At 67.8% G+C, this 19,517-nt stretch carries 20 protein-coding genes; 13 read left to right on the top strand and 7 right to left on the bottom strand.

Annotated elements, in window-relative coordinates; genetic code table 11:
* The coding region (locus Q1J79_RS07090; protein ID WP_300298521.1) for a sensor histidine kinase KdpD at positions 1–413 on the top strand (413 nt) is incomplete at its 5' end.
* 35 nt (positions 414–448) lie between these two features.
* Here Q1J79_RS07090 and Q1J79_RS07085 read toward each other — a convergent pair.
* Positions 449–940, bottom strand: a complete 492-nt coding sequence (locus Q1J79_RS07085; protein ID WP_300298518.1) for a metallopeptidase family protein — start codon at positions 938–940, stop codon at positions 449–451.
* 38 nt (positions 941–978) lie between these two features.
* Between Q1J79_RS07085 and Q1J79_RS07080 the strand changes: the two genes are divergently transcribed.
* The 7 genes from Q1J79_RS07080 to Q1J79_RS07050 all read left to right on the top strand — a co-directional run bounded on the left by Q1J79_RS07080 (position 979) and on the right by Q1J79_RS07050 (position 5,770).
* The gene (locus tag Q1J79_RS07080; RefSeq protein WP_300298515.1) at positions 979–1,299 is read left to right on the top strand and encodes a 4a-hydroxytetrahydrobiopterin dehydratase; all 321 of its coding nucleotides are present in this window, start codon (positions 979–981) and stop codon (positions 1,297–1,299) included.
* A 7-nt stretch (positions 1,300–1,306) separates the two neighbouring features.
* On the top strand, positions 1,307–1,921 hold the full coding sequence (locus Q1J79_RS07075; protein ID WP_300298511.1) for an SCO family protein: 615 nt from the start codon (positions 1,307–1,309) through the stop codon (positions 1,919–1,921).
* Positions 1,922–2,121: 200 nt separating this feature from the next.
* Positions 2,122–3,351, top strand: a complete 1,230-nt coding sequence (locus Q1J79_RS07070) for a polyhydroxyalkanoate depolymerase (protein WP_300298508.1) — start codon at positions 2,122–2,124, stop codon at positions 3,349–3,351.
* Between the two features lie 53 nt (positions 3,352–3,404).
* On the top strand, positions 3,405–3,911 hold the full coding sequence (locus Q1J79_RS07065) for a YcgN family cysteine cluster protein (RefSeq protein ID WP_300298505.1): 507 nt from the start codon (positions 3,405–3,407) through the stop codon (positions 3,909–3,911).
* Positions 3,912–3,960: 49 nt separating this feature from the next.
* Entirely contained in the window at positions 3,961–4,221 is a 261-nt protein-coding gene (locus Q1J79_RS07060; RefSeq protein WP_300298503.1) for a hypothetical protein, read from the top strand.
* Between the two features lie 118 nt (positions 4,222–4,339).
* The gene (locus tag Q1J79_RS07055) at positions 4,340–4,837 is read left to right on the top strand and encodes an HAD family hydrolase (RefSeq protein ID WP_300298500.1); all 498 of its coding nucleotides are present in this window, start codon (positions 4,340–4,342) and stop codon (positions 4,835–4,837) included.
* Between the two features lie 24 nt (positions 4,838–4,861).
* Complete coding sequence (locus tag Q1J79_RS07050) at positions 4,862–5,770, top strand: SDR family oxidoreductase (RefSeq protein WP_300298497.1); 909 nt, start codon at positions 4,862–4,864, stop codon at positions 5,768–5,770.
* Here the strand turns inward: Q1J79_RS07050 and Q1J79_RS07045 are convergent, their stop codons facing one another.
* Positions 5,771–7,045 (bottom strand): 3-deoxy-D-manno-octulosonic acid transferase, encoded by a 1,275-nt coding sequence (locus Q1J79_RS07045; protein WP_300298494.1) that lies wholly within the window; start codon positions 7,043–7,045, stop codon positions 5,771–5,773. It abuts the gene before it with no gap.
* 123 nt (positions 7,046–7,168) lie between these two features.
* On the opposite strand from Q1J79_RS07045, the gene Q1J79_RS07040 reads away from it, so the two are divergent.
* Entirely contained in the window at positions 7,169–7,942 is a 774-nt protein-coding gene (locus tag Q1J79_RS07040) for a crotonase/enoyl-CoA hydratase family protein (RefSeq protein WP_300298491.1), read from the top strand.
* On the opposite strand, the gene mutY is transcribed toward Q1J79_RS07040, so the two are convergent.
* Positions 7,899–9,011, bottom strand: coding sequence for an A/G-specific adenine glycosylase (mutY, locus tag Q1J79_RS07035; protein ID WP_300298488.1), 1,113 nt, complete (start codon positions 9,009–9,011; stop codon positions 7,899–7,901). The two genes, Q1J79_RS07040 and mutY, sit on opposite strands and share 44 nt — an antisense overlap.
* A 109-nt stretch (positions 9,012–9,120) precedes the next feature.
* Here mutY and Q1J79_RS07030 point away from each other — a divergent pair, with 109 nt between their 5' ends.
* From Q1J79_RS07030 to Q1J79_RS07015, 4 genes are all read left to right on the top strand, one after another.
* The gene (locus Q1J79_RS07030) at positions 9,121–10,314 is read left to right on the top strand and encodes an ABC transporter substrate-binding protein (protein WP_300298485.1); all 1,194 of its coding nucleotides are present in this window, start codon (positions 9,121–9,123) and stop codon (positions 10,312–10,314) included.
* Between the two features lie 32 nt (positions 10,315–10,346).
* The gene (locus Q1J79_RS07025; RefSeq protein WP_300298482.1) at positions 10,347–10,916 is read left to right on the top strand and encodes a DUF721 domain-containing protein; all 570 of its coding nucleotides are present in this window, start codon (positions 10,347–10,349) and stop codon (positions 10,914–10,916) included.
* Between the two features lie 106 nt (positions 10,917–11,022).
* A complete protein-coding gene (locus Q1J79_RS07020; RefSeq protein WP_300298479.1) occupies positions 11,023–11,652 on the top strand; it encodes a DsbA family protein in 630 nt (209 codons plus the stop codon).
* 30 nt (positions 11,653–11,682) lie between these two features.
* A complete protein-coding gene (locus tag Q1J79_RS07015) occupies positions 11,683–15,915 on the top strand; it encodes an AAA family ATPase (protein WP_300298477.1) in 4,233 nt (1,410 codons plus the stop codon).
* A gap of 202 nt (positions 15,916–16,117) precedes the next feature.
* Here the strand turns inward: Q1J79_RS07015 and Q1J79_RS07010 are convergent, their stop codons facing one another.
* From Q1J79_RS07010 to Q1J79_RS06995, 4 genes are all read right to left on the bottom strand, one after another.
* Positions 16,118–17,056 carry a pentapeptide repeat-containing protein gene (locus Q1J79_RS07010; RefSeq protein ID WP_300298474.1) on the bottom strand — a complete coding sequence of 313 codons (939 nt, stop codon included), beginning with the start codon at positions 17,054–17,056 and terminating at the stop codon, positions 16,118–16,120.
* A 119-nt stretch (positions 17,057–17,175) separates the two neighbouring features.
* On the bottom strand, positions 17,176–18,168 hold the full coding sequence (locus Q1J79_RS07005; protein WP_300298471.1) for a D-glycerate dehydrogenase: 993 nt from the start codon (positions 18,166–18,168) through the stop codon (positions 17,176–17,178).
* A gap of 179 nt (positions 18,169–18,347) precedes the next feature.
* The gene (locus Q1J79_RS07000; RefSeq protein ID WP_300298468.1) at positions 18,348–18,959 is read right to left on the bottom strand and encodes a hypothetical protein; all 612 of its coding nucleotides are present in this window, start codon (positions 18,957–18,959) and stop codon (positions 18,348–18,350) included.
* Between the two features lie 111 nt (positions 18,960–19,070).
* On the bottom strand, positions 19,071–19,517 hold a 447-nt coding region (locus tag Q1J79_RS06995; protein ID WP_300298465.1), incomplete at its 5' end, for an Hsp33 family molecular chaperone HslO.

Raw genomic sequence — 19,517 nt, 5'->3', positions numbered from 1 at the left:
GCACGCCGATCCGGGTCGAGGTCAGCGACGACCTGCCGCTGCTCTACGGCGATGGTCGGGCGATCAAGCAGATCGTGGTCAACCTGCTATCCAATGCACTGAAATTCACCCCCTCGGGCGGCGATGTGCGGATTTCGGCCGATGCGGAAGACGATGGCGTGGTGTTCACGGTCAGCGACGATGGCCCGGGCATGACGCCCGCCGAGGTCGAGATCGCGTTGATGCCTTTTGGCCAGGTCAGCGGCATGGTGGCGCAGAGCGAGCGCGGCACCGGGCTGGGACTGGCGCTGGCCAACCGCCTGGCCGAGTTGCATGGCCACCCGCTCGAGATCCGCAGCGCGCCGGGCCGCGGCACGCGCGTGTCGTTCCGCATTCCGCGCAGCGAGGGTGCCCAGGGGCGCTTACCGATTTAGGGACGCCTGCCCATTTAGGTGCCGATGCGACGCGGTTAATCCTCGGTGGCGGCCTCGATGCGGTCCATGTCGTCATCCGACAGGCCCAGATGGTGCCCGATCTCGTGGATCAGCACGTGACGCACCACGCGGCGCAGGGGCTCGCCGCTTTCGCACCAGTAATCCAGCAGCGGCCGGCGATAGAGGAAGATCATCGCCGGCAGGGTGCCGGTTTCGCCGCGCTGCTCGGCCACGAAGCTGCCGCCGCGATACAGCCCCAGCAGATCGAACGGACTCTCGCAGCCCATCTCCGCCAGGGTCTCGTCATCGGCGAATTCCGCCACCTGCACCGGCACGCCGTCGATATAGCGGCCCAGTGCCGGGCGCAGTCTTTGCAGCTCGGCCTCGCCCAGGGCCGCGATCTCGTCCAGGCTGGGCGGCAGGCTGTCGGGGGGCGTTGCGATGATGCGGCTGGCCATGCGGCGGATCGTCCCAAGCGGAGTTGGCGGGTTGAAGCGGCAGGGGGTGCGCGCTAGCTTGCCCGCCATGCAATCGCCGCAGCCCGTTGCGGCGCGAGGAGGATGGCATGGGAATCGCGAAACTGGAAGGCGCCGCCCGTGTTGCGGCCCTGCAGGCGCTGCCGGGCTGGCAGGTGCTACGGGACCGCGACGCCATCGCCCGGACGTTTCTCTTCGCCGATTTCAATGCCGCCTTCGGCTTCATGAGCCGCGTTGCCCTGCAGGCGGAGAAATCCGACCATCATCCGGAATGGTTCAACGTCTATAACCGCGTCGAGATCGTGCTCACCACCCATGATGCCGGGGGCTTGAGCGAGCGCGACGTGGCGCTGGCGACCTTTATTGAATCTGCCGCCGCGTCGCTCGGCGGCAAGGCGAAAACGGAGTAACAAAATCATGAGCGCAGCGAAACGTGGCCTGCAGCGCGGCCTGCTGATCATCGCAGTGCTGGCGGCCCTGGGCGTCGCCGGCCTGGTGGCGATGCAGTGGCTGATGCCGCATGGCGGCGAGCAGGCAGGCAGCGGCCAGGTTTCGATCGGCGGACCTTTCACGCTGACCGACCAGGACGGCCGCACGGTCAACGACCGTGATTATGCCGGCAAGCTGATGCTGGTCTATTTCGGGTTCACCAACTGCCCGGATATCTGCCCGACCGGCCTGCAGACCATCGCGATCGCCATGGACGGGCTCGGCGCCGACGCCGCGAAGGTGCAGCCGATCCTGATCACCGTCGATCCCGAACGCGACACGCCGCCGGTGCTGAAGGAGTACGTGCAGGCCTTCCACGAGCGGCTGGTCGGCCTGACCGGCACGCCCGAGCAGATCGCCAGGGTCGCGCGCGAATACCGGGTCTATTACCAGAAGGTGACGCTGAAGGATTCCAGCCTGGGCTACTCGGTCGACCATTCCGGCTTCATCTATCTGATGGACGGCCAGGGCCGTTATCTGACGCATTTCCGTCATGACGTGTCGCCGGAAGACATGGCGAAGCGGATTCGCGCGAAATTCTGATGTTTAATTCAACATCTTATAAATATGCACGTCTATGTTGCAGTGCAAAATAAATCGTGCGGGCACTGAGGAAATCCACTAGACTGCCCTATATCAGCCGGGCTGGAGCGATTCGCTAACGCTTTTGTTCCAGACTTGTTACGGCCAGCCGTGTTTCAGGCCGCCTGTGCGGTCCTGATTTGGCAGAAGGGTGGGACCTGATGCTCTACCAGCTCTATGAATGGCAGCATGCCGCGCTCCAGCCGATGCGCGCGCTGGCCGAGGCGCAGACGCAGGCGCTCAAGCTGCCCTATCTGCCGATGAACTACAGCCCGGCCGCCCGTACGCTGGCCGCCGGCCTGGAGGTTTTCAGCAACATCACCCGGCGCTATCCCAAACCGGCCTTTGGCCTGGCCACCACGAAGGTCGACGGCGTCGAGCGCAAGGTCACCGAGCGGGTCGTCGTCTCGATGCCCTTCTGCAACATCCTGCATTTCGAGCGCGAGGGCTGCGCCGAACGCAAGGACCCCAAGCTGCTGATCGTCGCGCCGCTGTCGGGACATTACGCCACGCTGCTGCGCGGCACCGTCGAGGCGATGCTGCCCAACCACGAGGTCTACATCACCGACTGGATCGACGCGCGCGACGTGCCGCTGCGCGAGGGCGCCTTCGAGCTGGACGACTATATCGACTACGTGCGCGAATTCTTCATGGTGCTGGGGCCGAACTGCCATGTGATGGGCGTGTGCCAGCCTTCCGTGCCGGTGCTGGCCGCTGTGGCCCTGATGTCGGAAGCCAGGGACCCGAACACGCCGCGCTCCATGACGCTGATGGGCGGGCCGATCGACACCCGCATCAGCCCCACCGTGCCGAACAACCTGGCCAAGGAACGCTCCATCGAGTGGTTCGAGCACAGCGTGATCAACCGCGTGCCGCTGCCGCACCAGGGCTTCATGCGGCCGGTCTATCCCGGCTTCATCCAGCTCACCGGCTTCATGACCATGAACCTGGATCGCCATGTCGGCGCCCATGTCCGGCTGTTCCACCACCTGGTCAAGGGCGATGGCGACAGCGCCAGGGCGCACAAGGATTTCTACGACGAATACCTGGCCGTGATGGACCTGCCGGCAGAATACTACCTGCAGACCGTGCGCCGCGTGTTCCAGGAGCACGAGCTGCCGCGCGGCATCATGACCTGCCGTGGCGACAAGGTGGATACCGCCGCGATCTCCAGAACGGCCCTGCTCACCGTGGAAGGCGAGAAGGACGATATCTCGGGCATCGGCCAGACGGCCGCCGCGCACGATATCTGCCCCAACATCCCCAACCGCATGCGCCAGCATCACCTGCAGGCCGGCGTGGGGCATTACGGCGTGTTCAACGGCCGGCGCTGGCGCGAGGAGATCGCGCCCAAGGTCACCGCCTTCATCCGTCAGCACCACAAGGCTTAAATCGCCGTTTCCGGTGGCTGGCGCTTTCGGCGGCGGCGTCTTATTTTGCCGCCATGCCCCGCAAGCTTCCCTTCTGGCGCCGCAAGCGCCTCGACCAGATGACACCGTCCGAATGGGAGTCGCTGTGCGACGGCTGCGGCAAATGCTGCCTCTATCGCCTGGAAGACGAGGATACCGGCGCGCTGGAGCAGACCAACGTGGCCTGCAAGCTGCTCAACTGCGCCACCGGCCAGTGCAGCAACTACCCCAAGCGCAAGAAGCTGGTGCCCGACTGCATCCAGCTCACGCCCGGCAAGGTGCAGAAGATGAACTGGCTGCCGGCCACCTGCGGCTATCGCCTGGTCGCCGCCGGCAAGGACCTGTACTGGTGGCACCATCTGAAAAGCGGCAGCCGCGATACCGTGCACCAGGCCGGCGTCTCGGTGGCCGGGCGCTGCATCTCCGAGAAGGACGCCGGCGAGCTGGACGAGCATGTGGTCTACTGGCTCGACGATCCCGGCCCGCCCCGGCCTGATAAGAAATCCAAGCCTAACAAGAAATCCGGACCGAAAACACGCTGAGCTTCCGGCTGGGCATAATCCTGCCGCAATGGCCGGGCAGGATGCAACCATGATCCGTTTGGCCCTTGGCTTCCTGCTGATCGCCCTCGCCCTGCCGGCTGCCGCGCAGCAGCCGAGCGAATGGGATCGCGCCGCCGCCGAGAGCCGCCGGCTGGAACAGGAGCGCGAAATGCGCCAGCTCGATTTCCAGCGCCGGCAGGACGCCGAGAGCCAGCGCCAGGATGCCGAACGTCGCCGCGCCACCGAGGAAGACCGCCAGCGCGCCCGCGACATGGAGCAGCGGCGCCAGGACGATCAACGCCGCCGCTGAGCGAACCGCCGCCGAACCAGCCAATTGACGCGGCGTCACGACTGGCGCGCCCCCTCGCTCCCCGGCTAATCTTCCGCTCCCGATCCGGGCGCCCGAGAGGGCGAGGGGAGATGCCTGCATGCTCGATGCCGATCTGATAGCCAGGTTCAAGGCGGTGAAACTGCTGTCGCTCGATCTCGACGGCACGCTCACCGATGGCGGCCTGTATTACGCCGAGGACGGCTCGGAGCTGCGCAAGTATTTCGTGCAGGACGGTTTCGGCATGCTGCTGGTGCGCGAAGCCGGCATCGAGCTCTGCCTGATCACCATGAGCGACACGCCATCGATCCAGAAGCGCATCGACCGGCTGAAGATCCGCCATGGCCATATGGGCGTGCGCCACAAGCTGCCGCGGTTGCAGCAGATCTGCGCCGAGCTCGGCATCGGCCTCGATGCGGTCTGCCATGTCGCCGACGATCTCAACGACCTCGACGTGATGCAGGCCGTCGGCCTGCCCATCGCGGTTGCCAATGCGCGGCCGCAGGTGAAGGCGGCCGCCGCCTATGTCACCGAAGCCAGCGGCGGCCATGGCGCCGTGCGCGAGGTCTGCGACCTGCTGCTCGAATACCGAATCTGATCCATAAAAAGCGGAGGAATCATCATGGCCATCGACTATAAGGGCCGCGTCGCCATCGTCACCGGCGCGGGCGCTGGCCTGGGCCGCAGCCATGCGCTGCTGCTGGCCGAGCGCGGCGCTAGGGTCGTCGTCAACGACCTGGGCGGCGCGCTGGACGGCACCGGCGGCTCGTCCAAGGCGGCCGATGCGGTGGTGGCCGAGATCAAGGCCAGGGGCGGCGAGGCGGTGGCGAATTACGACAGCGTCTCAGATCCGACTGCCGCCGCCAATATCGTGAAGACGGCGACCGACGCCTGGGGCCGCGTCGACATCCTGGTCAACAATGCCGGCATCCTGCGCGACAAGACCTTCGCCAAGATGGAGATCGCCGATTTCGACACCGTGGTCGACGTGCATTTCCTCGGCTCGGCCTATGTCACCAAGGCGGCCTGGCCGGTGATGCAGCAGCAGCAATACGGCCGCATCGTCATGACCTCGTCGAATTCCGGCCTCTATGGCAATTTCGGCCAGTCAAATTATGCCGGCGCCAAGATGGCCGTGGTCGGCCTGATGAATTCGCTGAAGCAGGAAGGCGCCAAATACGGCATCCTGGTCAACACCATCGCGCCGGTGGCGGCCACCCGCATGACCGAGCATCTGCTGCCGCCGCAATTGCTGCCGCATCTCAAGCCCGAATACGTGTCCCAGGCCGTGGCCTATCTGTGCTCGGAAGCCTGCACGGCGACGGGTGACATCATCTCGGCGGGCGCCGGCTTCTACGCCAAGATCCAGGTGATGGAATCCCAGGGCCTGTTCTTTGGCGTCGATGCCGAGGTGACGGTCGACGATTTCGCCGCCAATTATGCCAAGATCACCGACATGGCGAGGCCGCAGCATTTTGGCTCGTCGATGGAGGAAGTGGGCCACATCGCCAAGCCGTTCGTCGGGAAATAGTCAGCTGGGCAGATACCGCAGGGCCGCATCCCGCAACGTATCCAGGATGCGGTTCTGGCCGCCGGCATAGGCGCGGGCAGCGGCGGCGATCTCGGCGGTTTTCGCCGGATCGTTCAGCAGGATGCTCAAGGCCACCGTCAGTTCGGCGGCATCCTGCACCTGTTGCGCCCCGCCGGTTTCCAGCAGGCCGGCCACTGCGTCGCTGAAATTGAACATCGACGGGCCGAACAGCAATGCGCAGTCCAGCCGCGCCGGCTCCAGCGGATTCTGCCCGCCATGCGGGATCAGCGAACCGCCCATCATCACGATCGGGCACAGGCGATACCACAGGCCAAGCTCGCCCAAAGTATCGGCGATGTAGATGTCGGTGGCCTCGGTCACGGCTTCGCTGCGCGAGCGCAGGGCAAGGTTGCTGTCGGCCGCGCTCAGCGCGGTGGCAATCTCCGGTCCACGCTGCGGATGGCGCGGCACGATGATGGTGAGCAGGCCGGGAAAACGTGATTTCAGCGCGCGATGCACGCCGGCAATCTGCGCTTCCTCGCCCGGATGTGTGCTGGCCGCCAGCCAGCGCGGCCGACTGCCCAGCGTCATCTGCCACTGCATCGCGGTTTCGGCGTTGGCGGGCAGTGGCGGCGCGGCCTGTTTCAGGTTGCCGGCCTCGATCACCTCTGCCGCCCCCAGCTGGCGCAGCCGCTCGGCATCCTGCGTGGTCTGGGCATAGATCGCGGCAAAGCTTCGCAGCAGCCAGCGCGCCGTCTGCGGCGCCAGGGCCCAGCGCCGGCAGGAGCGTTCCGACATCCGCGCATTGACCAGCAGGGCGGGAATCCGCCGCTGCCGCAATGCGGCCAGGATGCCGGGCCAGAAATCGGATTCGCTCCACAGCACCAGGTCGGGCCGCCAGTGATCGAGGAAACGGTCCACCGCGCCGGGCAGGTCGACCGGCACGAACTGGTGGATCACGCCGTCAATGGCACGCTGGCGCACCAGTTCGGCGGATGTCACCGTGCCGGTGGTCAGCAGCAGGGTCAGGTCGGGGCGCGCGGCATGCAGATGCTGCAGCAGCGGCAGCAAAGCCTGCGCCTCGCCCACGCTGGCGCCATGGCACCAGACCAGCCGGCCGGCCGGCCGGGCCAGCGCCGCATGGCCGAAACGTTCGGGCAGGCGCGCGGCATCTTCCTTGCCGGTCGCGGCGCGGCGCTGCAGCCACAGCGTCACCGCCGGCGCGAGCAGATGCCCGAGGCCGCGCCAGAGCGAATGTCGGAAGTCGGATGCCATGCGGGACGACAAAATCCTCAAAACCGGACAGACATTGCCGCAACGCAAAGCCGGACGGAAGGGCTTGCCGGATGTCGCCGGCGCTGTCAGCCTGATCGCAATCATTTACCGGGAGGAAACAGGATGGACAGTGTTCGCGTCGAGAAGCAGGGTGCCGTCACCACCGTGATCCTGGACCGCCCGCAGGCCCGCAATGCCGTGGACCGGCCGACCGCCGATGCGCTGCGCCAGGCCTTCAAGGATTTCGACGCCGACGAGACCGCCCGCGCCGCCGTGTTGTGGGGCGCCAATGGCACCTTCTGCGCCGGCGCCGACCTGAAGGCGGTGGCCGATGGCGCCAACCGCAACGATGTCGCGCCGGAAAGCGAAGGCCCGATGGGGCCGACGCGGCTGCTGCTGTCCAAGCCGGTGATCGCCGCCGTGTCGGGCTATGCGGTGGCCGGCGGGCTGGAGCTGGCCTTGTGGTGCGACCTGCGCGTGGCCGAGGCGGATGCGGTGTTCGGCGTGTTCTGCCGGCGCTGGGGCGTGCCGCTGATCGACGGCGGCACGGTGCGCCTGCCGCGCCTGATCGGCCACAGCCGCGCGCTCGACATGATCCTGACCGGGCGCCCGGTGCCGGCCGAGGAGGCCTTCCAGATGGGGCTGGCCAACCGCGTGGTGGCGAAAGGCCAGGCGCGCGCCGCCGCAGAGGCCCTGGCCGCCGAGATCGCCCGTTTCCCGCAGGCCTGCATGAAGGCCGATCGCGCCTCCAGCTATCGCCAGTGGGATCTCTCGCTTGATGCCGCGTTGCATGACGAGGCGGAAAGCGGCCTGCCGATCATCGGCCAGGAGGCCATCGAGGGCGCCGCGCGCTTCAAGGGCGGGCTCGGCCGCGGCGGGGATTTCTCGTCGATCTGATCGCGCCGCCTTCGCTGCCGCCCGGCAGCAGGCCAAGCATCTTTTTCATCACCGTCGGCAGCGCCGCGGCGCGCGGTTGCTGCCATTGCCCGTCGATCTTCGCGGCGGCGCGCGCGTTAATGCGGCCATGCAGGGCGGCGATCTTCAGCGCGAAATGGGTGAAGACATGCTCGGCTTCGCCCTCGGCCGGCTGCCAGTCCAGCGCCAGCGGCGCATGGCCCAGCGCCTCGCTGGTTCGCCACGGCGTATCGCGCCATGGCGTGCTGGGCACTTCCAGCATGCCGCCCAGCAGGCCTTTGGGCGGCCGGCGCCGCAGCAGCACCGCGCCGTCGGCGCGCTGCAGCAGGAAAGCGATGGTGTGGCGCACCGGCCGTGCCGCCCTGGCGGCCCTGCGTGGCAGTGCGGCGGCGATGCCGCGTTTATGGGCCGTGCAGAGTTTCTGCAGCGGACACAGCAGGCAATCAGGATTTTTCGGCGTGCAGATCGTCGCGCCCAGGTCCATCATGCCCTGCGCGAAATCGCCCGCCCGTTCTTGCGGCGTCACGGCCGCCGCCAGCTGGCGCAATTCCGGCTTGGCCTGCGGCAGCGGCGTTTCGACGGCAAACACGCGCGCCAGCACGCGCTCGATATTGCCATCCAGCACGGCGGCCGGTTTGTCGAAGGCGATGGCGGCGATGGCGGCGGCCGTATAGGCGCCGATGCCAGGCAGCTCCAGCAGGCCCTCGACGCTGTCGGGGAACGCGCCGTCCAGCCTTTCGCTTACGGCTTTGGCGCATTTGTGCAGGTTGCGCGCGCGCGCGTAATAGCCCAGCCCCGCCCAGGCCTCCATCACATCCTCCACCGGCGCGGCGGCGAGGTCATGCACGCTGGGCCAGCGGGCGAGGAATTTGCCGAAATAGGGAATCACCGCCGGCACCGTGGTCTGCTGCAGCATGATCTCGCTGAGCCAGACGCGGTAGGGCTCCATCAACGGCGCACCCGGCGGGCTGCGCCAGGGCAGGCTGCGGTGATGCCGGTCGTACCAGGCGAGCAGGGGCGCGGCGAGGGCGGCACGACGGGACTTGGGCATGGCGGCGACCTTAGGTAGTGGCGAATGCCACGGCAAGCATTTCTCCGCTTGCCATGGGGCTGTCGCGGCGGCATCTTGCGCCACCCCCAGCCATGCCGGACTTCCCATCATGCGCCGATCCGTTGCCCTTGCCTTCGCGGCGATGCTTGCCTGCTTCATTCCCGAGGGCCGCGCCGCCGATGCCTCCGGCGAGATTCGCCTTGGCACCATCACCGATCTGTCTGGCCCCGCCGCGCCCTATGGCCATGCGGTGGTGAATGCGCTGCGGCTGCGCTTCGATGCGGTCAATGCCATGGGCGGCATCCGCGGCCGCAGGATCCGCCTGATCGTCGAGGATCACCAGTTCCAGGTGCCGCGCGCCGTGCAGGCGGCAGCCAAGCTGATCAAGCGCGACCGCGTGCAGGCTTTTGTCGGCGCGCTTGGCACGGCGCAGGTGCAGGCGGTGCTGCCGCAGCTGCGCGAAGCCGGCATCCCCAACCTGTTTCCCATGGCCGCCAGCCGCGCGCTGGTGCAGGCGCCGGATTCCGTCACCTGGATTTCCGGCTCGCTCTATTACGACCAGATCCGCGCCGGCGTGAAATGGATGGTCGAGCAGCGCGGCAAACGCGCCGTCTGCGCGCTGGCGCAGAGCACCGATTATGGCGAGGAGGTGCAGCAGGCCCTGCGCGACCAGCTGGCGCAGCATGGCCAGAGCCTGCTGGCGGTCGCCACCCATCGCCCGACCGATACCGATTTCACCGCATCCATCGCGCGGCTGCGGGCGGCCAATTGCGACCTGGTCGTGCTGGCCACGTTGCTGCGCGACACGCTGCTGCCGATGGCGACCGCCCGGGCCGCCGGCTGGAGCGTCGATTTCCTCGGGCCGTCGACGACGCATGATTATCTGCTGGCGGCCGCGCCGGGCAATGCCACGCAGGGACTCTACAGCGTGTCGTCGATCGCCCTGCCCGACAAAACCAGCGCGGCGCCCGCGGTGCTGGCCTGGATCGAGGCCTATACCGCGCGCTTCGGCACGGCGCCCAATGCCGGCGCGATCTATGGCGCCACCATCGCCGACCTTGCTGTGCTGACGTTTGATCGCGCCGGCGAACAGGCCAGGGAGCAGGCCTGGGAGCAGGCCGGCGCAAACCGCGATCCGGTCCTCTTCGCCCGCGCCGTGCACAGCATCAGCGGCTGGCGCGACCTGTTCGGCGGCACCCTGCAGGATTTCTCCGCCGGCCGCCGCCAGGGCACGCGCCAGGCCGTGGTCTGGCAGCTCAATGGTCCACGTTACGAGCGCCTGACCGAGGCGCTTGGCTATTAGTCAGCGCCGGGCCGGCGGCGTAGACTGCGCCGATGGCAAACGAGTCGAAACCTGGCGAGTCTAAATCCGGCGAGTCGAAGCCGAAAAACGCCAAACCGGGGTATGATCCGGCGAAACGCGCCAATGCGCCGAAGGCGCTGGGGGTGGCGCTTGGCCGCCTGACCAAACCGGTCTTCAAGCAGCGCGGCATCGCGCTGGCCGAGATCATCAATCGCTGGGCCGAGATCACCGGGCCGCTGCTCTACGCCGAGACCCAGCCGGAAAAGCTGGTCTATGCCGCCGGCGCCGGCCATGCCGCCACCCTGGAAATCGCCGTCAGCCCGGCCTTCGCGCTGGAGCTGCAGCATCTGGCACCTCTGATCATCGAAAAGATCAACGGCTATTTCGGCTACCGTGCGGTGGAGCGGCTGCGACTCCGGCAGATGCCCATCCAGCGCTCCGGGGGCCGCGCCGAGTCGTCGGCACCCCCGCGGCGGCAGAGCCGGCCGCTGGACCCGGAAGAGCAGGCCCGCCTGGCCGCGTTGCTGGAGGGAGTCGAGGACAAGGCCCTCCGGCAAGCCCTTGAAAACCTTGGGCGATCACTTTTTGGTGCGAGTCGCTGAGGCGCCTTGAGCGCGCCAGATTCTTGTGGATAACGGCAGAGTCCGGTTGCAGGCCGGACGGGCAACCATACAATGCCCCCTAGATGTAGGGGGTCGGAGCATCTCTATGAAATATATACAGCGTTTTATCCTGACCCTGGTGCTGGCCCTGGCCGCCGGCCTGGCCGTGATTCCGGCCGGGGAGTCCTATGCCCAGACTGCGTCTGGCGCGGCCGACCCGCGCCTGCAGGACATGGTGCTTGGCAAGGCCGACGCGAAGGTCACCATCATCGAATACGCCTCGCTGACCTGCCCGCATTGCGCCACCTTCCATGCCGAGGTGCTGCCGGCGATCAAGACCGAGTATCTGGATACCGGCAAGGCCAAATTGATCTTCCGCGACTTCCCGCTCGACAACCTTGCCTTCGCCGGCGCCGTGCTGGCGCGCTGCGGCGGGCCGGACCGCTATTTCACCTTCCTCAGCGTGCTGTTCGCGCAGCAGCGCCAGTGGGCCGGCTCGTCCGATCCCAAGGCGGCGCTGACCCAGATCGCCCGGCTGGGCGGCATCCCGGCCGAGCAGTTCGACAAATGCCTGGCCGACAAGGCGCTGGGCGACTACATCCTGAACCAGCGCCTGGAAGGCAATCAGAAATTCAATGTCAACTCGACGCCGACGCTGATCATCAACGGCAAGGCCGAGGCCGGCGTGCCGTCGCTCGACGAGTTGCGCAAGAAGCTCGACGCGCTGGCGAAGTAATCGCCGCGCTGATTACGAAAGGGAGTCCCCGTGCAGTTCACCAAGTTGCGCCTGTCCGGTTTCAAGTCGTTCGTCGAGCCGACGGATTTCATCATCCATCCGGGGCTCACCGGCATCGTCGGCCCGAATGGCTGCGGCAAGTCGAACCTGGTGGAAGCCCTGCGCTGGGTGATGGGCGAGAACTCGGCCAAGCGCATGCGCGGCTCGGGCATGGACGACATGATCTTTGCGGGCACGGCCACACGGCCGGCCCGCAATATCGCCGAGGTCACGCTCACGCTGGATAACGCCACGCGCACGGCGCCGGCGGCCTTCAACGAGCAGGAAGTGCTCGAGATCACCCGCAAGATCGAGCGCGAGAAGGGCTCGGATTACGCCATCAACGGCAATGACGTGCGCATGCGCGACGTGCAGCTGCTGTTCGCCGACCTGGCTTCGGGCGCCAATTCGCCGGCCATGGTCAGCCAGGGCCGCGTCGGCGCCATCATCAACGCCAAGCCGACCGACCGCCGCATGCTGCTGGAAGAGGCGGCCGGCATTTCCGGCCTGCATTCCCGCCGGCACGAGGCCGAGCTGCGCCTGAAGGCCGCCGAGCAGAATCTGGAGCGCGTGGTCGACGTGATCGGCCAGCTCGACAACCAGTTGCAGAGCCTGAAGCGCCAGGCCCGCCAGGCCAGCCGCTACCGCAACATCGCCGGCCAGATCCGCAAGACCGAGGCGATCCTGTTCCACCTCAAGCATGATGCGCTGAAACACGCGCTGGCCGAGGCCGAGCAGGCTTTGCAGGCCGCCGAGCGCGAAGTGGCCGACCGCACCCTGCAGGTGTCGGAAGCCCATGAGGCCGAGCGCATCGCGGCCGAGGCCCTGCCGCCGCTGCGCCAGCACGAGGCCGAGGCCGGCGCGAAACTGCATCGCCTGACCGTGGCGCGCGAGGGCCTGGATGCGGAATCGACCCGCGCCCAGGAAGCCGCCGAGCAGGTGCGCGCGCGTCTGGCCCAGATCGCCTCCGACGCCGAGCGCGAAAGCGCGCTGTCGTTGGATGCCGAGGAAACCCTGACCCGGCTGAACGGCGAGACCGAGCAGCTGGAAGCCCAGCGTGCCGGCGAGGGTGAGGCCCAGGCAGGCGCCGAAAGTGGCGTCGCCGAGGCCCAGGTCAAGGTCGACGAGCGTCAGGCCGAACTCGACCGGCTGACCGATCGCGCGGCGGAAGAGCAGGCCCAGCGCGCCCGCCTGCGCCAGGCCATCGAGGATGCCGAGCGCCGGCTGACCCGCCTGCGTGGCCGCATCGAGGAAATCGTCGCCGAGGAAACGCGGCTGAACGAGCAGACCGAGGCGCTGGCCGAAGCCGAAAGCGCCAATGCCGAGGTGGAGACCAGGCAGGCCGCGGTGGAAGCCGCCCGCGCCGCGCTGGAGGCCACCGAGACCGAGCATGCCGGCCGGCTGGAGGCCGCGCGCCAGGCCTATGAGGCGGTCGAGGCCGAGCAGGCCCGCCTGATCGAGGCGGCACGTGCCGCCCTGGAAGCCGTCGAGGCCGAGCACGCCCAGAAGATCGAGGCCGCCCGCGCCGCCCTGGCCCAGGCCGGCAACGAGCATGAGCAGAAGATCGAGGCCGCCCGCGCCGCGCTGAACGCCGTGGAAGGCGAGCATGCCCAGAAGATCGAGGCCGCGCGGGCCGGCCTGAACGCCGTCGAGGCCGAGCAGGCGATCAGGATCGAGGCTGCCCGCGCCGGGCTCAACGCGGTTGAGGCCGAACATGCCGAGAAGATCGCCGAGGCGCGTCGCGGCGTGGAGCAGGCCGAGGCCGAGCGCCAGGCGATCGCCCAGGCTGAGCAGGCCGCGCGTGATGCCTGGCAGGGCGTGCAGGGCGAGCTCACCCGCCTGAAGGCGGAAGAAGCCGGCCTCACCAAGCTGCTGAAACTCGACGAGAGCAACCTGTTCCCGCCGCTGATCGACCAGGTGACGGTCGAGCCCGGCTTCGAGAAGGCTTTGGGCGCGGCGCTGGCCGACGAGCTGAATGCCGCCACCGATCCCAATGCGCCGATGCACTGGGATGCGCTGCCGCCGCTGCATGACGCGCCGGCACTGCCGTTTGGCGCCGAGCCGCTGTCGAAATATGTGACCGGCGCGTCCGCCCTGCAGCGTCGCCTGAGCCAGATCGGCCTGGTGGCCGACGACGCCGATGGCGCCCGCCTGCGCGCCGACCTCAAGCTCGGCCAGCGGCTGGTGACCAGATCCGGCGCGTTGTGGCGCTGGGACGGCTTCACGGTGAAGGCCGGCGCGCCGACCTCGGCCTCGGTGAAGCTGGAGCAGCGCAACCGCCTGGCCGACCTGCGCGAGGAGCTGCGTGGCCTGGAAGGCAGGCTCAGCGACGCCCAGCGCGCCTATGAAGCCGCGCGTCACGCCACCGAAGCGGCAGCCGCCGCCGAGCGCGCCGCGCGCCAGGCCGTGCTGGCCGCGGAAGAGACCCGCAATGCCGCGCGCCAGCAGGCCGCAAACGTGGTGCAGGCCGCCGAGCAGGCCCGCAGCGAGGCGCGCCAGCAGGCGACATCCGTGGTGCAGACCGCCGAGCTGGCCCGCAACGAGGCTCGCGACCAGGCGGCTTCCGTGGTGCAGACGGCCGAACGCGCGGCCGCCGAGGCGCGCGACCGCGCCGCCCAGGTCGTGGCGGCGGCCGAGCGTGAGCGCCAGGGCGCGCGCGATCATGCCAACCAGGGCATCGCCACCGCCGAGCGTGAGCGTCAGGGCGCGCGCGAGCAGGCCGCCCAGGCGATCACCATGGCCGAGCGCGAGCGTCAGGCCGCGCGCGACCGCGCCAACCAGGATATCGCCCGCGCCGACCGCGAGCTCGATGCCGCCCGCGAATTGCAGGCCGAAGTGGTGCGCAAGGAGGCCGAGCGCCAGTCGCGCCTGGCCGCCCTGGCCGAGCAGAAGCAGCAGACGTCAGGAGAGATCGCCGAGACCGAGCAGCTGCGCGCGTCGGAGGCCGCCACGCTGGAAGCGATGCCGCCGGAAGATGAAGTGCGGCAGCTGATCGCCATGGTGCGCGAAGAGGTCAATGCGCTGCGTCAGGCGCTGGCCGAACGCCGCGCCGCGCTGGAACAGCTGCGCCGCGACGCCGAGGCGCGCGCCCGCCGCCTGGAAGCCATCGTCATCGAGCGCCGCGCCGCCATGGCCCGCAACGAAAGCGCGGCGCAGCAGCTCGAGCAGCTTGGCGCCCGCCAGGCCGAGGCCGCCGCCGAGTTGGAAAAGCTGGAGCAGATTCCGCGCGAGCTGGAAAGCCGCCGCAACGCGCTGCTCGAGCAGATCAGCCTGGCCGAGGCCGCGCGCAACCAGGCCGCCGACCATCTGGCCAATGCCGAGGCGGCGCAGCAGCTGGCGGCGAAAACCGCGCGCGAGATCGAGCAGCTGCTGGGCAGCGGCCGCGAGGCCCGCGTCAAGGCGGAATCCGATCTGGAGCATCAGCGCGTCAGCCTGGACGAGCTGGCGATCCGCGTGCGCGAGGTGCTCGACTGCACGCTGGACCAGGTGCTGAAGGCCGGCGAGGTGGACGACGACGAGGATTTCCCCGAGCTGCCGCAGGTGGAAAACCGTCTCGAGCGCCTGCGCAAGGAACGCGACAATATGGGCCCGGTGAACCTGCGCGCCGAGCTGGAAGCCAACGAGGTGGAAGAGAAGCTCACCGCGCTCTCCACCGAGCAGACCGACCTGGTCTCGGCCATCGACAAGCTACGCCAGGGCATCACGTCGCTCAACAAAGAGGGCCGCGAACGCCTGCTCGAGGCCTTCGCCAGGGTGAACGACCATTTCCAGAAGCTGTTCGTCGAGGTGTTCGGCGGCGGCAAGGCGCATCTGCAGCTCGTCGAGAGCGACGATCCGCTGCAGGCCGGCCTGGAAATCTATGCCTCGCCGCCGGGTAAACGCCTGCAGATCATGTCGCTGCTTTCGGGCGGCGAGCAGGCGCTCACCGCGCTGTCGCTGCTCTTCGCGGTGTTCCTCACCAACCCGGCGCCGATCTGCGTGCTGGACGAAGTGGACGCCCCGCTGGACGACGCCAATGTCGAGCGGCTGTGCAACCTGATGGAGGCGATGGCGCGCCAGACCGAGAATATCGGCGAGGGCACGCGCTTCGTGGTGGTGACCCACCACCCGATCACCATGGCGCGCATGGACCGCCTGTTCGGCGTCACCATGGCCGAGCGCGGCGTCTCCACCCTGGTCTCGGTCGACCTCGCCGCCGCCGAGGCGATGAAGGCGATCGCGTAAACACGCTATCGTCATCCCGGCGAAAGCGGGGATCCCATTTTTTTGAATGGAACCCCGGCCAGGAAGCTCTTCTTGGGCCCGGGGTGACAACTAATATCGTCATGGCCGGACTTGTTCCGGCCATCCACGTCTTTGCGCACATAAAAAACGCGTGGATGCCCGGGCCAAGCCCGGGCATGACGGTTTTGAGTTTGTCGGGATATTACAAACTTCCCGCCGGCATGAAGCCGAAGCAGCCATCCAGCATGGCGCCGCGGAAATCGGCTTTGTCGATGGTGGCGCGGCTTAAATTCGCGCCGCGCAGGTCCGTGCAGATCAGCTTCGCGCCGCTCAGGTCGGCGCCGGCCAGGTTGGTCTCGGCCAAATCCGCGCCGCTCAAATCCGCATGGGCGAGTTTGGCGCCGGCGAGATTGAGGCCGCGCAGCTGGGCGCGGTTGCCGCGCGTGCCGTCGCTGGCGATCCAGGCGGCATGATCGGCCACCATGCCCTGCAGCAGCTCGGCGGTGATCGGTCGCGCCACCGCGCCGCCGGCCGCCTCGATGGCATCGGCCATGCCGGCGCCGAGATCGCTTAAGGCGAAACTGGCGCCGCGCAGGTCGGCGCCGCGGAAACTGACATTCTCCAGCCGCGCGAAGGCGAAGCTGGTGTCCTGCAGGTTGGCCTTGTCGAAACTGGCATCCTGCAGGGTGGCGCCGGCAAAGCTGGCGCCCCTGATGCTGGCCTGGTTCAGCCGCGTGGCGATCTGGCCCAGATCGGTATGGCCGTCGCGATAGGGGCCGAAGCGGGCGCCGTCGAATTTCGTGTTGGTCAGCACCGCGCGGCTCAGATCCGCGCCACGCAGGTCGGAGCGGGCGAAATCGGCATTGGTCAGGTCGGCGGCGGCCAGGTCGCAGCCGGGCAGCTCGGCCTCATGGAAACTGCTTTCGCGCAGATCCGAGCAGGACAGCCGGCAGAAGGGCAGTATGGCCTGGCGCAGGTTGCGCCGGGTGAGCTTGACCGCGTCGAAATCGATCCGCTCGAGCTGCAGCCGGCGGCCGATCCGCACCGAGCCGCCCAGCGACTGCACATAGCGGCCATGGGATTCCAGCCGCTCGCCGAGATCGGCGGGACAGGGGCTGTAGGGCGGCGGCGCGGCGTTCATGGGGGTCCGGGGTTGCGACCCGAGTATGGCGCAGATACCCGCCGGAAGAGAATAGGGCTGATGCTAAATTTCTCGAAACGGACAGGCCGGATCAGAGCAGGCCGGCACCAGTCTCACGCTTAGAGAAGTCCGGCGATCACCCGGTCGGGCGGCGCATGGCCGTCGGCGAAGGTCTTGATGTTGATGATGACCTTCTCGCCCATGTCGATGCGGCCTTCCAGCGTGGCCGAGCCCATATGCGGGATCAGCAGCACGTTGTTCAGCTCCAGCAGCTTCGGGTTCACCGCCGGCTCGTGCTCGAACACGTCCAGGCCGGCGCCGGCGATCTCGCCCTTGCGCAGCTTGCGCACCAGGGCGTTTTCGTCGATCACCTCGCCGCGCGCGGTGTTGACGATATAGGCATGCGGCGGGATCAGGTCGAGCCGGCGCGCCGACAGCAGGTGGAAGGTGGCCGGCGTATGCGGGCAGTTCACCGAGATGATGTCCATGCGGGCGAGCATCTGGTCGAGGCTTTCCCAGTAGGTCGCCTCCAGCTCCTGCTCGATGCTTTCATGCACCCGCTTGCGGTTGTGGTAGTGGATGGAGAGGCCGAAGGCCTTGGCGCGGCGGGCGACGGCCTGGCCGATGCGGCCCATGCCGATGATGCCGAGCCGCTTGCCCCAGATGCGCTGGCCCAGCATCCAGGTGGGTGACCAGCCCTCGAACTTGCCCTCGCGCAACGCATTGGCGCCTTCGACCAGGCGGCGCGGCACGGCCAGGATCAGCGCCATGGTCATGTCGGCGGTGTCTTCGGTCAGCACGCCGGGCGTGTTGGTGACGGTGATGCCCCGCTGCCGCGCGCCGGCCAGGTCGATATGGTCGACGCCGGTGCCGAAATTGGCGATCAGGCGGAAATTCGGCCCGGCATGCGCCAGGATCGAGCCATCGATGCGGTCGGTGATGGTCGGCACCAGCACGTCGGCGGTTTTCACCGCCTCGATCAGCTCGGCCTGACCCATCGGCTTGTCCGCCAGGTTCAGCCGGGTGTCGAACAGCTCCATCATCCGGGTCTCGATCGGGTCCGGCAGCTTCCGGGTCACGATCACCAGGGGGCGCTTTTTCGGCGTTGGCATGATAGGCGTTTCCAGCTCCGCGGGAGGGGAGATTATGAGCCCTCTCTAGCAGATCGACCCGACCGAGACAAACCTCGGCCGGGCCGAAATCGGCTACCCCAGCGGCAGGGCCGGCGTTGCGCCCGGCGGCTCCGTTCGTATGCGAACGGAGCCGGAATCAGGGGCCTGGCGCCAAAAGCTTACCGGACATAGAGCGCCATATACTGGCGGATGTTGCGCTCCAGCTCGCGGTTGACGTCCATCATGGTCTCGCGCACCAGGCCGTGGATGATCAGATCGCGGTCGTTCAGGGTGGCCTTCTCGCTCATCGAGGTGGAGCGCCGCGCCGCGGCCGAGGCCTCGCCGATGCGGAAGCCGCGTGCGTCGCGGATCTCGACCGCCATTTCCACCTCGGTATCAAAGCGGGCGATCTGGTCTTCGGTGAAGCTGCCGCGCAGGCCCGGGGTCTTCTTCAGGTCCACCTCGGTGACGGCGGCCTTCTTGATGATCACGGTGACCCGGTTCTGCTGGCTGTTGTCGAGCGCGACGCGGTCCCGCGTCCAGCGCGCCGCCACCACCGAAGGCGGCTGCGGGATGTTCAGCTCGATATGCGGCGGCTGGGCGGAGGGCAGGTATTCCTGGATGGTCTCGACCGAGCCGGCGGCGAAGGTCAGCTTGGGCTGATTGGCGAAGGTGATCTCGGGCAGGATCAGTTTTTCCGGCGGCGCGCCGGCGCAGGCGGCCACCGCCAGGCCCAGGGCCATCATGGCGAACAGGCGGCTGGAACCGCGGCGGAGAATATCGAGGCGCATGGAAAAGTCTCCCGGATGTCGGTGGGCTCAATGTCCCAGATACGCTGGCAATTGAGGCAAATTCAAGGCCCGGCAATGGCGGGATTCAGCCAAATCGGCGGCTGAGCCAGGTCAGCCTTTAACCGCGTCGGCGGGGAAATCGTAGCTTGCGCTGCAGAACTGGCACGACACGGTGATCAGGCCGCCGGCATCGGCCATGTCGGCCAGTTCCTCGGCCGCGAAGGTCGAGAGGATGCCGCGCACCTTGTCGGCCGAGCAGGTGCAGGCATCGACCAGCGGCGCGGCGTCGAAGACCCGCACGCCATCCTCGTGGAACAAACGGAACAGCAGCTCGTTCTGGCTCAGTTGCGCATCGCTCAGTTCCTCGGCCTTCGCCGTGGCCTGCAGGGCGGTGACCTTTTCCCAGGCCAGGCCACGGTCTTCGTCGCTCAGGCCGCCCGGCTGGGCGGGCAGCTGCTGCAGCAGGATGCCGCCGGCACGCCAGTGTCGCCGGCCGTCCTGGCCCTTGCGATGGGCGGCGCCCAGCACGACGCGGGCATTGAGCTGCTCCGACTGGGC

It is taken from the genome of Ferrovibrio sp., from assembly GCF_029255545.1.
GTDB lineage: Bacteria > Pseudomonadota > Alphaproteobacteria > Ferrovibrionales > Ferrovibrionaceae > Ferrovibrio.
This window is presented reverse-complemented; position numbering and strand designations above follow the sequence as displayed.

Excerpts from the sequence above, each read along its gene's own strand:
- Q1J79_RS07085 (WP_300298518.1), bottom strand. The coding sequence starts at position 940 with ATGGCGGGCAAGCTAGCGCGCACCCCCTGCCGCTTCAACCCGCCAACT.
- Q1J79_RS07080 (WP_300298515.1), top strand. The coding sequence starts at position 979 with ATGGGAATCGCGAAACTGGAAGGCGCCGCCCGTGTTGCGGCCCTGCAG.
- Q1J79_RS07075 (WP_300298511.1), top strand. The coding sequence starts at position 1,307 with ATGAGCGCAGCGAAACGTGGCCTGCAGCGCGGCCTGCTGATCATCGCA.
- Q1J79_RS07070 (WP_300298508.1), top strand. The coding sequence starts at position 2,122 with ATGCTCTACCAGCTCTATGAATGGCAGCATGCCGCGCTCCAGCCGATG.
- Q1J79_RS07065 (WP_300298505.1), top strand. The coding sequence starts at position 3,405 with ATGCCCCGCAAGCTTCCCTTCTGGCGCCGCAAGCGCCTCGACCAGATG.
- Q1J79_RS07060 (WP_300298503.1), top strand. The coding sequence starts at position 3,961 with ATGATCCGTTTGGCCCTTGGCTTCCTGCTGATCGCCCTCGCCCTGCCG.
- Q1J79_RS07055 (WP_300298500.1), top strand. The coding sequence starts at position 4,340 with ATGCTCGATGCCGATCTGATAGCCAGGTTCAAGGCGGTGAAACTGCTG.
- Q1J79_RS07050 (WP_300298497.1), top strand. The coding sequence starts at position 4,862 with ATGGCCATCGACTATAAGGGCCGCGTCGCCATCGTCACCGGCGCGGGC.
- Q1J79_RS07045 (WP_300298494.1), bottom strand. The coding sequence starts at position 7,045 with ATGGCATCCGACTTCCGACATTCGCTCTGGCGCGGCCTCGGGCATCTG.
- Q1J79_RS07040 (WP_300298491.1), top strand. The coding sequence starts at position 7,169 with ATGGACAGTGTTCGCGTCGAGAAGCAGGGTGCCGTCACCACCGTGATC.
- mutY (WP_300298488.1), bottom strand. The coding sequence starts at position 9,011 with ATGCCCAAGTCCCGTCGTGCCGCCCTCGCCGCGCCCCTGCTCGCCTGG.
- Q1J79_RS07030 (WP_300298485.1), top strand. The coding sequence starts at position 9,121 with ATGCGCCGATCCGTTGCCCTTGCCTTCGCGGCGATGCTTGCCTGCTTC.
- Q1J79_RS07025 (WP_300298482.1), top strand. The coding sequence starts at position 10,347 with ATGGCAAACGAGTCGAAACCTGGCGAGTCTAAATCCGGCGAGTCGAAG.
- Q1J79_RS07020 (WP_300298479.1), top strand. The coding sequence starts at position 11,023 with ATGAAATATATACAGCGTTTTATCCTGACCCTGGTGCTGGCCCTGGCC.
- Q1J79_RS07010 (WP_300298474.1), bottom strand. The coding sequence starts at position 17,056 with ATGAACGCCGCGCCGCCGCCCTACAGCCCCTGTCCCGCCGATCTCGGC.
- Q1J79_RS07005 (WP_300298471.1), bottom strand. The coding sequence starts at position 18,168 with ATGCCAACGCCGAAAAAGCGCCCCCTGGTGATCGTGACCCGGAAGCTG.
- Q1J79_RS07000 (WP_300298468.1), bottom strand. The coding sequence starts at position 18,959 with ATGCGCCTCGATATTCTCCGCCGCGGTTCCAGCCGCCTGTTCGCCATG.